This window comes from Verrucomicrobiia bacterium (assembly GCA_026414565.1).
GTDB lineage: Bacteria > Verrucomicrobiota > Verrucomicrobiia > Limisphaerales > Fontisphaeraceae > Fontisphaera.
Genome location: JAOAIT010000027.1, coordinates 45334 through 59732, shown reverse-complemented (window position 1 = coordinate 59732; position 14399 = coordinate 45334). Strand labels below are relative to the sequence as shown.

General features: G+C 68.0%; 12 protein-coding genes. All 12 read left to right on the top strand.

Annotation, left to right across the window (positions count from 1 at the left end; genetic code table 11):
- The first annotated feature begins 78 nt into the window (after nt 1-78).
- The 12 genes from pseG to N3J91_06455 all read left to right on the top strand — a co-directional run bounded on the left by pseG (nt 79) and on the right by N3J91_06455 (nt 14215).
- On the top strand, nt 79-1584 hold the full coding sequence (pseG, locus tag N3J91_06510) for a UDP-2,4-diacetamido-2,4,6-trideoxy-beta-L-altropyranose hydrolase (GenBank protein MCX8156080.1): 1506 nt from the start codon (nt 79-81) through the stop codon (nt 1582-1584).
- Nucleotides 1581-2645 (top strand): pseudaminic acid synthase, encoded by a 1065-nt coding sequence (gene pseI, locus N3J91_06505; protein ID MCX8156079.1) that lies wholly within the window; start codon nt 1581-1583, stop codon nt 2643-2645. The genes pseG and pseI overlap by 4 nt, the downstream gene beginning before the upstream one ends.
- A gap of 185 nt (nt 2646-2830) precedes the next feature.
- Nucleotides 2831-4219 (top strand): DUF1501 domain-containing protein, encoded by a 1389-nt coding sequence (locus tag N3J91_06500; GenBank protein ID MCX8156078.1) that lies wholly within the window; start codon nt 2831-2833, stop codon nt 4217-4219.
- A gap of 12 nt (nt 4220-4231) precedes the next feature.
- The gene (locus N3J91_06495; GenBank protein MCX8156077.1) at nt 4232-6199 is read left to right on the top strand and encodes a hypothetical protein; all 1968 of its coding nucleotides are present in this window, start codon (nt 4232-4234) and stop codon (nt 6197-6199) included.
- Nucleotides 6200-6374: 175 nt separating this feature from the next.
- Complete coding sequence (locus N3J91_06490) at nt 6375-7364, top strand: MoxR family ATPase (protein ID MCX8156076.1); 990 nt, start codon at nt 6375-6377, stop codon at nt 7362-7364.
- 28 nt (nt 7365-7392) lie between these two features.
- On the top strand, nt 7393-8316 hold the full coding sequence (locus N3J91_06485) for a DUF58 domain-containing protein (GenBank protein MCX8156075.1): 924 nt from the start codon (nt 7393-7395) through the stop codon (nt 8314-8316).
- A 24-nt stretch (nt 8317-8340) separates the two neighbouring features.
- Entirely contained in the window at nt 8341-8922 is a 582-nt protein-coding gene (locus N3J91_06480) for a hypothetical protein (protein MCX8156074.1), read from the top strand.
- Nucleotides 8919-9917: a VWA domain-containing protein gene (locus tag N3J91_06475; protein ID MCX8156073.1), complete on the top strand. Its 999-nt coding sequence runs from the start codon at nt 8919-8921 to the stop codon at nt 9915-9917. The genes N3J91_06480 and N3J91_06475 overlap by 4 nt, the downstream gene beginning before the upstream one ends.
- Nucleotides 9914-11830 carry a VWA domain-containing protein gene (locus tag N3J91_06470; protein MCX8156072.1) on the top strand — a complete coding sequence of 639 codons (1917 nt, stop codon included), beginning with the start codon at nt 9914-9916 and terminating at the stop codon, nt 11828-11830. The genes N3J91_06475 and N3J91_06470 overlap by 4 nt, the downstream gene beginning before the upstream one ends.
- A 67-nt stretch (nt 11831-11897) precedes the next feature.
- Nucleotides 11898-12824, top strand: a complete 927-nt coding sequence (locus tag N3J91_06465) for a uracil-DNA glycosylase (protein ID MCX8156071.1) — start codon at nt 11898-11900, stop codon at nt 12822-12824.
- 6 nt (nt 12825-12830) lie between these two features.
- Nucleotides 12831-13502, top strand: coding sequence for an endonuclease III (gene nth, locus N3J91_06460; protein MCX8156070.1), 672 nt, complete (start codon nt 12831-12833; stop codon nt 13500-13502).
- A gap of 17 nt (nt 13503-13519) precedes the next feature.
- Nucleotides 13520-14215 carry a hypothetical protein gene (locus tag N3J91_06455; protein MCX8156069.1) on the top strand — a complete coding sequence of 232 codons (696 nt, stop codon included), beginning with the start codon at nt 13520-13522 and terminating at the stop codon, nt 14213-14215.
- Nucleotides 14216-14399: the final 184 nt, after the last annotated feature.

The following is a 14399-nucleotide window of genomic DNA, read 5'->3' as shown; positions in this document are numbered from 1 at the left end:
CAACACCGCGCGCACTGAACCTGAAGCCACTGCCCATTTGAAACGGTCAACCCACGGTTAACCTGCGGAAAAACCCGGATGCTCAAACCCCGGTCATTGCTGTTGCGTGCGGATGCTTCTCCGGCCATGGGCACCGGCCACGTGATGCGCTGCCTGGCCCTGGCCGAGGCCTGGCAGGCCGGCGGCGGCCGCGCGCTGCTGCTCAGCCGCGCGCTGCCTCCCGCCCTGGTCCGCCGCGCCGAAGCGCAGGGCGTGGCCGTGCTGGAGCTGCCCGCCGCCGCCCAGGAAGGGGAGGACATTCGCCTCACCGCCCAGACCGCCGCCCGGCAGGATGCCCATTGGGTGGTGGTGGATGGCTATCATCTGCCGCCCGCGCTTTGCCCCATGCTGCAGGCGGCCGGCCTGCGGGTGCTGTGGGTGGATGACTTTGGCACCCCGGAGAGTTTTGCTCCGGACTTGTTGCTCAATCAGAACCTGGGCGCGGCGGCCGCGTGGTATCCCCACCTGGCGCCCTCCACCGAGCTGCTGCTGGGGCCGCGGTTTGCGCTGTTGCGCCGGGAGTTTGCCGGCTGGCACACCTGGGCACGCCCCATTCCCCCGCGCGCCGGCCGGTTGCTCGTGACGCTGGGCGGCAGCGATCCCGCCAATGTCACCGCCCGGGTCATTGAGGCCCTGCGGCGGCTGGGGGAGCGCGCGCCCACGGCCCTGATCCTGGCCGGGGCGGCCAATCCCCATGCCGAGGCCCTGGCCCGGGCCGTGGAGGGGCTGCCGCATCAACTCGTGCGCCAGGCCGACGACATGCCCCGGCTCATGGCGGAGGCGGATCTGGCCCTTGCCGCCGGCGGCACCACCGTCTGGGAGCTGGCTGTCATGGGCCTGCCCGCCCTGCTGCTCTGCCTGGCCGACAACCAGCGACGGAATTGCGAGGCCCTTGCCGCCGCCGGCGCGGCGCTGAATCTGGGCTGGCATGCGGAGGCCACTCCTGAGGCCATCGCCCAGGCCCTCGAGGCCCTCGCCGCCGACGCCCCCCGCCGCGGCGCCATGTCCGCCGCGGGGCGCCAATTGGTGGATGGCCGCGGCGCCGGGCGCGTCTGCCTGCACCTGCGCGAGGAGGACGTTCTGCTGCGCCCGGCCACGCTCAATGACGCGCGCCTGTTGTTTGAATGGTTCAACGAACCGGCGGTGCGGGCGGTCTCCTTTTCCAGCGAAAAGGTGTCGTGGGAACACCATCTGGCCTGGCTGCAAGCCCGCCTGGCCGATCCGCACCATGTGCTTTGGATGGCGGAGGCGGCCCCCGGGCGGCCGATCGGGCAGGCCCGCTTTGCGCTGGCGGGCGCGACGGCCACGCTGTCCATCAGTCTGGCGGCGGAGACCCGCGGGCAGGGCTGGGGCCCGCTGCTCATCTGGGCGGCCTGCCGGAAACTCTGCCGCCAGCATCCGGAGGTGGCCCGCGTGGAGGCCTGGATCAAGCCGGACAATGCGGCCTCGCGGCGGGCCTTTGAGAAAGCCGATTTCCTCCCCTGGGCGGAAAAAGACGTGCACGGCCAGCCCGCGCTGGTTTATGAATGGAAACGCCCCCTATGAGCCAGGAAGTGCATATTGCCGGACGCCCCATCGGGCCGGGGCACCCGGTCTATGTTGTGGCCGAGCTTTCCGCCAATCACGGCGGGAGTTTTGAACAGGCCGCCCAGACCCTTCGCGCCATGAAGGAGGCCGGGGCGGATGCGGTGAAGGTCCAGACCTACACCGCCGACACCCTGACGCTGGCCTCCGACCAGCCCTGGTTTCGCATCCAGGGCGGCACCCTCTGGGACGGCCGCACCCTGCACGAGCTGTACCAGCAGGCCGCCATGCCGTGGGAATGGACACCCCGCCTGCAGGCCCTCGCCGCGGAGCTGGGGCTGCACTTTTTCTCGACTCCCTTTGATTTTTCCGCCGTGGATTATCTCCAGCAACTGGAGGTCCCCGCCTACAAGATTGCCTCCTTCGAGCTGGTGGACCTGCCGCTGCTGCGCAAGGTGGCCGCCACCGGCAAGCCGGTGATTGCGTCCACCGGCATGGCCACTTTGGAGGAGATCACCGAGGCGGTCACCACGCTGCGCCAGGCCGGCGCCCGCGAGCTGGCCCTGCTCAAATGCACCAGCGCCTACCCGGCCCCGCCGGAGGAAATGCACCTGCGCACCCTGCCCGATCTGGCCGCCCGTTTCCAGGTGCCGGTGGGTCTCTCGGATCACACCCTGGGCCTGGCCGCGCCCGTGGCCGCCGTCGCCCTGGGCGCCTGCATCATTGAAAAACATTTCATCCTTTCCCGCTCCCTGCCCGGCCCGGACTCCGCCTTCTCGCTTGAACCGGCGGAGTTCCAGGCGATGGTCAAGGCCATTCGCGAAACCGAGCGGGCCCTGGGCCGCATCAACTACGAGCTCAGCCCCCAGGAAAGCAAGAGCCGCCAGTTCCGGCGCTCCCTCTTTGTGGTGGAGGCCATGCGGGCGGGCGAGGTGTTCACGCCCCAAAACGTTCGCTCCCTCCGCCCGGCAAACGGGTTGCATCCGCGGCACTATGAGGAAATCCTGGGCCGCCGCGCGGCCTGCGACATTCCCCGCGGCACGCCCTTGAGCTGGGAATTGATCCAGCCCCGGGAGCCGTGAAGCGGGCGGCGGCGAAGGCGCCGGCAAACCCCATCGGCCGGCGAGGGGGTTTGCCTTGGGCGGCGCTTTCATGTAATGTTTAAGCATCTCCAGGCGTCCAATAGTAGGCAGCCAGCGGTTTCCTTTGGCGGGAGACCGCCGGGGGCCTGCGGGTTGGGCCGGGTGCAGGCGCCCGAGATTGAGATATGAAGAACATCGCTGATCCGCTGGGGTGTCCGGAATATGCCGCGCTGGTGGCCGGCCAGGGGCCGCGTTTGACCCGCCGCTCGATGATGCGGGTGGGGTTGATGGGGGCCGCCAGCTTTCTGCTGGGGGATTTTCTGAGCTTTGGTCCGCTGGCGGCCACGCCCGATCCGGCCAAAAAACCCAAAGCCAAATCCGTCATCCAGATCTGGTTGTGGGGCGGGCCGTGTCATCTCGACACTTTCGATCCCAAGCCGGAGGCGGGCGCGGCGTATGCCGGTCCGCTGGTGTCGCCGATCGAAACGAATGTCAGCGGCATTCGCATTTGCGAGCTGCTGCCGTTGCTGGCGAAGCAGGCGGACAAATACACCCTCATCCGCAGCATGACGCACGGCAACAACGGCCACGAAACCGCCGCGTACTGGGTGCAGACCGGCCGCAGCCCCGGCGGCACGGACGTGTACCCCAGCATGGGGGCGGTCACGGCGCTGTTCAAGGGCTACGAGGCGGGCTACAGCGGTTTGATTCCGCCCTACATCGTGCTGACCGAGCCGCAGGGGCGTTTTTCGGAGGCGGGTTTTCTGGGGTCCAAATACAAGCCCTTTGCCACGGGTGGCGATCCGGCGCAGGCGCGCTTTGTGGTGGAGGGCGTGGTGGCGCAGGGGATCACCGACAAGCGGCAGCAGGACCGGCGCAATTTGTTGCAGGAAATTGACACTCTGCGGCGGCTGGCGCCGGCGGATCCGCAGGTTAAGGCCCTCAACGAGGCGGAGAAAATGGCCTATGACTTGATCCTGGGCGACGCGGGCAAGGTCTTCGATTTGTCCGAGGAAAAGGACGAGCTGCGGGATCGCTACGGGCGCAACACCTTTGGCCAGTCGTGCCTGGTGGCCCGGCGGCTGGTGGAGCGCGGTGTGCCGTATGTGACCATCAACTCGAAAGGCTGGGACACCCACAAGGAGCATTTCCAGGCCATGCGCCGCAAGCTGCCGGAATTGGACAAGGGGCTGGCCACGCTGCTGCAGGATTTGCACGATCGCGGCCTGCTGGAATCCACCATTGTCTGGTGTTGCGGGGAGTTTGGGCGGACGCCGAAGGTGGACGTGGAAGCCCCGTGGAATGGCGGGCGCGGGCATTACGGCAAGGTGTTCTCGGCCCTGGTCAGCGGCGGCGGCTTCAAGCCGGGCCAGGTGCTGGGCGCCTCCAGCGAGCGGGGCGAGGAGGTGAAGGAGCGGCCGGTGTATCCGGCGGATTTGATTGGGACGATGTACGAGCTGCTGGGCATTGATTTGCAGGCCCGGCTGCCCCATCCGCAGGGCAAGCCGGCCCGGGTGATGCCGGTGGGCGAGGAAGGGCTGAAGTCGGCGGGTTTGTTGCGGGAGATCATTTAATTCATGGCGGGGATGCACGTTGGGCGACTCATGGCCGCGCTGGCGGCGGTGATGGGGTGGGCCGCGGCGGCGCCGCTGGCGGCGCAGCGCAATCCTTATATCGGTTACCTGTACCCCGCCGGCGGGCGGCCGGGGACCACTTTTCAGGCGGTCTTGAGCGGGCAATATCTGGACGGCATCACCAACGCCGTGGTGACGGGCGGCGGGGTGGAGGGGGTGGTGGTGGAGCACATCAAGCCGCTGAACGGCCGCCAGTTGACGCTGCTGCGGGATCGCCTGCGCAACATGCAGCAGGCCCTGGCCAGCACGCCCAAAACCAATCCGGTGGTCAGCTTCGTCAGCGAGCTGAACACCAACCTCATCGAGCGCCTGGATCGCGCCGCGCTGGAGCGGGAGATGAATGAGATCCGGCGCAAACTGGCCAACCCCAAAAACCAGCGCCCGCCCAACCCGCAGTTGGCGGAGGATGTCGCCCTGCGCCTGACCCTGGCCCCGGATGCCCAGCCGGGCCGCCGCGAGCTGCGGATGCGCACGGCGGCGGGGTTGTCCAATCCCGTCGCGTTTTATGTGGGCGAGCTGCCGGAGCATGTGGAGGTGGAGCCGCGGCCCAACGCCACCGAGCTGGGCGCCAGCGTGGCGCTGCCGGTGGTGATCAATGGCCAGATCTTGCCGGGCGACGTGGACCGGTATCGCTTCAAAGGCCGCCGCGGCGAGCGGCTGGTGGTGCAGGTGCAGGCACGGCAGCTCATCCCGTATGTGGCGGACGCCGTGCCGGGCTGGTTTCAAGCCACCATTGGCCTGTACGACAGCCGCGGGCGGGAGCTGCAATATGTGGATGATTTCCGGCACAACCCGGATCCCGTGCTGTACTACGAGCTGCCGGCCGACGGCGAGTATGTCCTGGAAATCAAGGACGCCCTGTATCGCGGGCGCGAGGATTTTGTGTATCGCATCACCGCCGGGGCCGTGCCGTTCATCACCAGCATTTACCCCCTGGGCGGGCCGGTGGGGCAAACCACCAGGGTGGAGCTGAAGGGCTGGAATTTGACGCAAACCACGCTGGACATCACCCCCACTGCGGCGGGCATCCAATGGCTGCAGGTGCGCGGCGACAAGGGGGAGTCGCCCCCCGTGCCGTTTGCCGCCGACACCCTGCCCGAGCGGGAGGAAACCGAGGCCAACAACGTGGTGCGCACGGCGCAGCCGGTGGAGCTGCCGGTGGTGCTCAACGGCCGGATTGACCGCCCGGGCGATGTGGATGTGTTCGTGTGGGAAGGCCGGGCGGGCGAAACGGTGGTGGCCGAGGTCATGGCCCGCCGGCTGAATTCCCCGCTCGATGCGTTGCTGCGCGTCACGGATGCCCAGGGACGGACGGTGGCCTTGAACGATGATCACGAGGACAAGGCCAGCGGCCTGAACACGCATCACGCCGATGCGTATGTCCTGTTCAAGCTGCCGGCGGCGGGCCGTTATTTCGTCCACCTGAGCGACACGCAAAATCAGGGCGGGCCGGAATACGCCTATCGCCTGCGCTTGAGCGCGCCGCGGCCGGACTTCGAGCTGCGGGTGGTGCCGTCCAGCCTGAATGTGCGTCCCGGGGCCAGTGTGCCGGTGACCGTCCACGCCCTGCGCAAGGATGGATTCACCAATGAAATCAAGGTGGTGCTCAAAGACGCGCCCAGGGGCTTCGTGCTCGGCGGGGGGCGGGTGCCGGCGGGCACGAATGTGGCGCGGTTGAATCTCACCGCTCCGCCCGCGCCGGAGACCAACCTCCTGCGCCTCACCCTGGAGGGGCGGGCCGTGGTGGACGGGCAGGAGGTGGTGCGCACGGCCGTGCCGGCCGAGGACATGATGCAGGCCTTTTATTATCGGCATCTGGTGCCCGCGCAGGAATTGCTGGTGGCCGTGATCGGGCGTCCCGCTCCCCCGGCGCGTCCCGCCGCGGCGGCCAAAGCCGGGAATCCCCCGCCCAAGAAATAAGCGCGCCTTCAGCGGCTGAGACTTGGTCATCTCCCGCTGCCCACGCTCCGGCAGCGCAGCCCATTCCCTTGCGCCAAACGTTAACAGGCGTCCCGGCGCGGCGGCGTGAATCGGGCGGAAAATGAACATTATTGCCCCCACGCTGTCTATGGGGCAGGATACAGTGCATCAAGGCATGAGCACGGCATTAACGGCGATCAATCAGGAAGTGGCGCGGGCCTCGGCGTTTGTGCGCCCGCTGCTGGAGGAAATGGGCAGGGTCATTGTCGGCCAGTCGTATCTGGTCGAGCGCCTGATCATCGGGCTGCTGGCCAACGGCCATGTGTTGCTGGAGGGCGTGCCCGGCCTGGCCAAGACGCTTTCGGTCAAGACCCTGGCCGCCTGCCTCAACGTCAAGTTTGCGCGGCTGCAGTTCACGCCGGACATGCTGCCCGCCGATGTGATTGGCACGCAGATTTACAATCCGCAGACGGGGGGCTTCACCACGCGCCGCGGGCCGGTGTTTGCGCATCTGGTGCTGGCCGATGAAATCAACCGCGCGCCGGCCAAGGTGCAGAGCGCGCTGCTGGAGGCCATGCAGGAGAAGCAGGTGACGATTGGCGAGCAGACCTTCCGCCTGGAGGAGCCGTTTCTGGTGCTGGCCACGCAGAACCCGATCGAGCAGGAGGGCACCTACCCCCTGCCCGAGGCGCAGGTGGACCGCTTCATGCTCAAGCTCAAGATTGGTTATCCCTCGCGGGCAGAGGAGCGGCAGATTCTGGATTTGATGGCCCGCACCAGCGGGCTGCCGGCGGCGCGGCCGGTGGTCACGCCGCAGCAGATTCTGGCGGCCCGGGAGGTGCTCAATGAGATTTATGTGGATGAGAAGGTGAAGGATTACATTGTGGATCTGGTGTGCGCCACGCGCGATCCGGCGGCCTACAAGCTGCCGTTGCAAGGCATGATCCAACTGGGCGCCTCCCCGCGCGCCACCATCGCGCTGACCCTGGGCGCCAAGGCCCACGCCTTCCTCAAGGGCCGCGGCTACGTGACGCCGCAGGATGTCAAAACCATTGGCATGGATGTGCTGCGCCATCGGGTGACGGTGACCTACGAGGCCGAGGCGGAGGACAAGACCAGCGAAACCATCATTCAAAAGATTTTTGACGAACTGCCCGTGCCGTGAGGCGCGGGCGGGGCGGGCGCCCCGGCCTATGATCCCCCCGGAAATTCTCAAAAAAATCCGGCAGATTGAAATCCGCACCAACCGGCTCGTGACCGAGACGCTGGGGGGGCAGTATCACAGCGTCTTCAAGGGGCAGGGCATGAACTTTGACGAGGTGCGCGAGTACCAGCCCGGCGATGAGGTGCGCGCGATTGACTGGAATGTCACCGCCCGGATGAATCATCCCTTCATCAAGAAATTTGTGGAGGAGCGCGAGCTGACCGTCATGCTGCTGGTGGACGCCAGCGGCAGCGGGCGCTTTGGCTCCGCCGGGCCGTCCAAGCGCGAGCTGGCGGCGGAGATTGCGTCGGTGCTGGCCTTCTCGGCCATCCGCAACAACGACAAGGTGGGGCTGGCGTTGTTCACGCGGCAGGTGGAAAAGTTCATCCCGCCGCGCAAGGGCCGCCGCCACGTGCTGCGGGTCATCCGCGAGATTTTGTTTTACGCGCCGCAGCAGGCGCAGACCGATCTGGCCGGGGCTTTGGACTTTCTCAACCGGGTCCTTCCCCGCCGGGCGATTGTGGTGGTGCTGTCGGATTTTCTGGACAACACGCCGCGCTGGGCGCGCCGGGCGCCCCTGCCGTCCCCGCCCTGGCTGTCCGCCCTGCGGCAGGCCCGCCGGCGGCATGATGTGGTGTGCGTGCAGATCACCGATCCCCACGAATTCACGCTGCCCGATGTGGGCCGGCTGGTGTTGCAGGACGCCGAAACCGGCGAGCAGGCGGTGGTGGACACCGGCCACGAGGCCTGGCGCGCCGCCTGGCAGCAGCAGCGCCGCCAGCAGCAGGCGCAGCTCGAGCAAACCTTCCGGCTTGCCCGCACCGATGCCCTGCAGGTGCGCACGGATCAACCGTACGAGGCCGCGCTGGGCCGTTTCTTCGCCACGCGCGAAAAACGGCGGCTGCGCGGATGAGCGTTTATGGCGGCGGGTTTGCCCATGCCTCAACCTTCTGCGCCGGCGGCCGTGACCAACGCCGTGGAGGAGCTGCGGCCGCTCAAACCGCCGGTGGACATCCCGTCCGGCTGGGCCTGGCTGGGGTGGGTGGCGGCGTGCCTGCTGCTGGCGGCGCTGGCGTGGGGGCTGTGGCGGTGGTGGCAGAAGCGGCGCCTGGCCCCGCCCGCGGCCGCCGCCCCGCCGCTGCCGCCGCACGTGGAGGCCCGCCGGCGGCTCGAGGCGGCCTGGCAGCTTCTGGGAGATCCGGAGCGCTTCACCGTGGCCGTGTCCGCCGCCCTGCGCTGGTATCTGGAGCGCCGCTTTCATCTGCCCGCCCCGGAGCGGACCACGGAGGAGTTTCTCCAGGATTTGCAGCGCACCCTGCTGTTGCAGCCGCGCCACAAGGAGCTGCTGGCCGATTTTCTGACGGAGTGCGATCTGATCAAGTTCGCCCGCTTCGAGCCGACGGAGGAGGCGCTGCGCCGGTTGCATGCCGCGGCGCTGCGCCTGGTGGATGAAACTTCGCTGGTGGAAACCGTGCCGGCGGCGGAGGCCCCGCCCGCCGCGCCTGCGTGCCGGTCATGACCTTTGCGCATCCCCAACTGTTATGGTTGCTGCTGCTGGTGCCGGCGGTGGCGTGGCTGGTGGGGCGCACGGGCCGGCGCGCGGCGCTGGTGTATTCCTCGCTGCAACTGCTGCCCACGGGGCTGCGGCCGGCCCGCTCGGCGCCGGGGAGCTGGCTGGCGCATTTGCGCTGGCTGGCGCTGGCGCTGGCCCTCGTGGCGCTGGCCCAGCCGCGGCGGACCCACACCGAGACGTCCATCAGCGCGAGCGGGGTGGACATCATGGTGGCGCTGGACATGTCGGGCAGCATGGAGGCCATGGACTTCAACCTGCGGGGGCGGGATGTGAACCGGCTGGACATGGCGCGGGAGGTGCTGCGGGAGTTCATCAAGAAACGGCCCAGCGATCGGATCGGCATCGTGGCCTTTGCCGGGCGCCCGTACGTGGCGGCGCCGCTGACGCTGGACCATGATTTTCTGCTGCAGAATCTGGAGCGGCTGCAGTTGGGGGCGGTGCGCGAATACAACTCCACGGCCATCGGCTCGGCCCTGGCCACGGCGGTGAATCGGCTGGAGCACGTGCCCGCCAAAAGCCGCCTGGTGATCCTGATGACCGACGGCCAGAACAACGCGGGCAAGGTGCCCCCGCTGGCGGCGGCCGAAGCCGCCCGGGCGCTGGGCATCAAGGTGTACACCATCGGCATCGGGCGGCAGGGACAGTCGTATGTGCTGCGCCAGTTCATGGGCCGGCTCATCCGCGAGCCGGTGCTGGTGGACATTGACGAGGAGACCCTGCAGAAAATCGCCGAGCTTACCGGCGGCAAGTATTACCGCGCCGACAACACGGAGCGTTTCCGCCAGATTTACGAGGAGATTGACCGCCTGGAGAAAACCGAGGTGGTCATCAAAAAATTTTCGCAGCACACCGAGCTGGCGCACTGGCTGCTGCTGGGGGCGGTGGGGCTGCTGGTGCTGGAAATGGTGCTGAGCCAGACCTGGCTGCGACAGTTGCCATGAGATTTGCCGAACCCCAACTGTTATGGCTGCTGCTGCTGGTGCCGGCGGCGCTGTGGCTGTTCTGGCACCTGGGCCGGCGGCGCCAGGCGCTGCTGGAGCGCTTCATTCACGCGCGGCTGCTGCCGGGCCTCACCGAGGGGTTCTCCCCGGCCCGCCGGCGCGGGCGGCAGGCGCTGCTGCTGGCGGCGCTGGCCCTGCTGATTGTCGCCGCCGCCCGGCCGCAGTGGGGGTATCACTGGGAGGAGGTCAAACGCCGGGGCGTGGACATTCTGCTGGCCGTGGACACCTCCCGCAGCATGCTGGCCGAGGACATCAAGCCCAACCGCCTTGAACGCGCCAAGCTTGCCGCGCTGGACCTGGCCCAGACGGCCCGCAGCGACCGGGTGGGGCTGATTGCCTTTGCCGGCTCGGCGTTTCTCCAATGCCCGCTGACGATGGACACCGAGGCCTTCCGGCAGAGCGTCATGATGCTGGACACGGAAATCATTCCGCAGGGCGGCACCGCGATTGCCGAGGCGATCGAAGTGGCGCAGGCCGCCTTCACCAACGCGGGCGAAAGCCACAAGGTGCTGGTCGTGTTTTCGGATGGCGAGGATCACGAGGCCGGCGTGCTGGAGGCCGCCGCCGCCGCCGCCAGGGCGGGCATCAAGATTTTTACCATCGGCATCGGCACGCCCGAAGGCGAGGAATTGCGCGTGCCCGAGCCGGGCGGCCGCCGCGAAACGGCGCGGGATGCCGAGGGCCGGCCCGTGCGCACCCGGCTGGAGGAGCGCCTGCTGCACGAGGTGGCCACCACCGGGGGCGGGTTTTATCTGCGGCTGGCCGGGGCGGGCACCATGGCCCTGCTGTACGAAAAAGGCATTGCCCCCCTGCCCAAAGCCGAGCAGGCGGCGCGCATGGTGCGCGTCTATCATGAGCGGTATCACTGGCCGCTGGGGCTTGCCATTTTGCTGCTGCTGGCCGAAATTCTCGTGGGCGATTGTCCCATGCGTGAACGCTGGACATGGCGCCGCGCCCGGCGCGTGGTGTGGGGGCTGGCCGGCCTGGCCCTGCTGTGGGCCGGCGGGCCGGCGCAGGCGGTGTCGCCCGCGGAGGCCCGCCGGGAGCTGGATCGCGGTTACCACAAGGCGGCCAAAAAAGCCTATGAAGAGCTGCTGCTCAAACGTCCGGAGGACAACCGCCTGCGCTACAACCTGGGCGTGGCGGCCTTCCGCGATCGCGATTACGAGCGGGCCGCCCGGGAATTCGAGGCGGCGGCGATGACCCCCGAAAACCTGGATTTGCAGCAGCGCGCCTTCTACAACGCCGCCAGCGCGCGCTATCATCTGGGCCAGGCCGAGCCGGAGCTGGAGAAGAAAAAGGCCGCCTGGCAGACCGCCACCAATCATCTGGCCCATGCCCTGCGCCTGAATCCGCAGGATGCCGATGCCCAGCACAACCTGGAGGTCATCCGGCGCAAACTGGAGGAGCTGGAGCAGCTTCAACAGCAGCAGCAGCAGCAACAGCAGCAGTCCTCCTCCAATTCCCAGGATTCGCAGGGGGAGAACTCCCCCAACCCCTCCCAGCAATCCCAGGCGCAAAATGAGCAGCAAGGCGGACAGAATGCCCGGCAGCCGGAGCAGAACCCGGCGCCGCAGGCTCAACCGCAGCCCACGCCGGACCAGCAGCAGCAGCAACAGCAGGGCGATCGTTCACCCGCGGAGGCGCAAGACGCCGCGGGCAACAAAAATCCGCCGCCCGAGGGACAAGGCCAGGCGGATCCCTCCCGCGCGGTCAAAGTCATGGGCCTGACGCCGGAGCAGGCGCGGCAGTTGTTGGAGGCGGCCAAGGTGGAGGAGAAAATGCTGCCCTACATTCCGCCGGAGGCCGCTGATGCCCGCAAGCGCTCCAACCGCACTTTCAAGAATTGGTAGGCCCGCAGCCGGCGCGGGGGCGCAATTTTTTCGTGCATGAGCGGTCACACCCATTAACATCACCGCCGTGAACGGGTACCAGCAGCTTCTGGAAGCCACCATTGCCCACCTGGAAGAGCTGCGGCATCGCGGCCAGTCCTGGGTTTTGGTGAAACCTGAAACCCTGGCCGCGCTGGCCAGGCCGGCCGTGGCCGCGCCACGGCGGCCGGCGGCCGCCCCAGCGCTGCCGCCCGCGCCGTCTGCGTCCCCCGCCCCGCCGAAACCCTCCCTGCCGCCCGGCACTCTGGGTTTTGTTACCGCGCCGAAACCGCCGGCAGCGCCGCCCTCCGCTGCGCCGGCGCCGGGGCCGAAGCCGGTGCCGGTGGAGGCCGGGGATCGCGAGCTGGCCCTGGCCTCCCTGCGGGCCCGGGTGCTGGCCTGCGTCAAGTGCCCGCATCTGGTTCGCAGCCGCCGCACGGTGGTTTTTGGGGTAGGCAACCTATACGCCGATTTGATGTTTGTGGGCGAGGCGCCGGGGGCGGATGAAGACGCGCAGGGGGAGCCGTTTGTGGGGGCGGCGGGCCAGTTGCTGACCAAAATGATCCAGACCATGGGCCTGCGGCGGGAGGAGGTTTTCATAGCCAACGTGCTCAAATGCCGGCCGGACACCCCGGGCCAGACCAGCGGCAACCGCAAGCCCACGCCCCAGGAAATGGTCACCTGCCTGCCGTGGCTGCAGCAGCAGATTGATCTGATCCGGCCCAAGGTGCTCGTGGCCCTGGGCGCCACGGCCCTGGAGGGGCTGACCCAGCAGAGAGTTTCCATCACCAAGGAGCGGGGGGTGTGGCGCGATTACCGCGGCATCCCGCTCATGCCCACGTATCACCCCGCCTACCTGCTGCGCAATCAATCCCTCGCCGCCAAGCGGCAGGTGTGGGAGGATTTGCTGCAGGTGATGGAGAAGCTGGGCCTGCCGATCAGCGAAAAACAGCGCCAATATTTTCTGAAAAAGTAACCTGCCATGCCCCGTCCCGCCTCTTCCGGCCGCGAGTCCGCCGCCGCCCGCGCGGCGCGCGTCGCGCGCCTGTGCGCCGCATTGCGGGCCACCTACCCCGACGCGCATTGCGAGCTGAATTACACCAATCCCCTGGAGCTGCTCATCGCCACCATCCTCTCCGCGCAGTGCACGGATGCGCGGGTGAATCAGGTCACGGCCATCTTGTTTCAGAAATACCGCTGCGCCGCCGATTACGCGCGCGCGCCGCAGGCCGAGCTGGAGAAGGACATCCAGAGCACCGGATTTTATCGCAACAAGGCCAAAAGCATCCAGGCCGCCTGCCGCGCGCTGGTGGAGCGCCACGGGGGGGAGGTGCCGCGCACCATGGAGGAGTTGACCGCGCTGGCGGGCGTGGGGCGCAAGACGGCCAACGTTGTCCTCGGCAACGCCTTTGGGCTGAATGAGGGCATTGTGGTGGACACCCACGTGAGCCGGCTGGCGGCGCGGCTCCAGCTCACGCCCGAGAAAGATCCGGAGAAAATCGAGCGCGAGCTCATGGAGCTGGTCCCGCGCGCGGAGTGGACGCGGTTCAGCCACTGGCTGATCTGGCATGGCCGCCGCCGTTGCAGCGCCCGCAAACCGGACTGCGCCCACTGTGAAATCCGCGCCCACTGCCCCAGCGCGGACAAAGTCTAGCGCCCCCTGCCGTCTGCATGGCCGACACGCTGCATGCCTGGTATTACCTGCCCTGCGCCCTGCACGAGCCGGCCTTCAACATGGCGTTGGATGAGGCGATCCTGCGGGCCGCTCCGGCCCTTGGCCGGCCGGTGCTGCGGTTCTACGGCTGGAGCGCGCCGGCGGCCACGTTTGGTTTTTTCCAGAAATACGCCGAGCTGGAGCGGCTCACCGCGCTGCGCCCGCTCATCCGGCGTCCCACCGGCGGCGGGCTGGTGCCCCATGACGCGGATTGGACCTACAGTGTGGCGGTGCCGCCGGCCGATGCCTGGTATGACCTGCGCGCCGCGCAGAGTTATCAGCGGATGCATCAATGGATTCAGGGCGCGCTGGCGCGGCTGGGCCTCGCCACCGAGCTGGCCCCCCAGCGCCGCGAGGAAGCGCCCGGGCAGTGTTTTGCGGGTTACGAGCAATTTGATCTGCTGCGCCACGGGCGCAAGATTGCCGGGGCCGCCCAGCGCCGCACCCGCGAGGGGCTGCTCATCCAGGGCTCCCTTCAGCCGCCCCCGCGCGGTCTGGCCCGCGCCGATTGGGAGGCGGCCATGCTCGCCCACGCGCGCGAGCAATGGCAAGTGGGCTGGGAGGTGCTCGTCCCGCCCCCCGCCCTGCTGGAGGAAGCCCGCCATCTGGCGGCCACCAAGTACGCCTGCCCCGCCTACAACGCCCGCCGTTGAGGCGGCGCCCGGGCGGCAGGGCACGGCCGGGGCGGATGGCGTTTTCATGCCGGGGGAGATGTCTCCGGGGCCCAATCCACGGCGGAGGCAGCAGGAGAGGGAGCATTATTACGGTTTTGCCGTCTCACAGGGAGAGTGATACAAATACTTATGATGCGCACATGGCTAGCCCTGCTGGGGACGG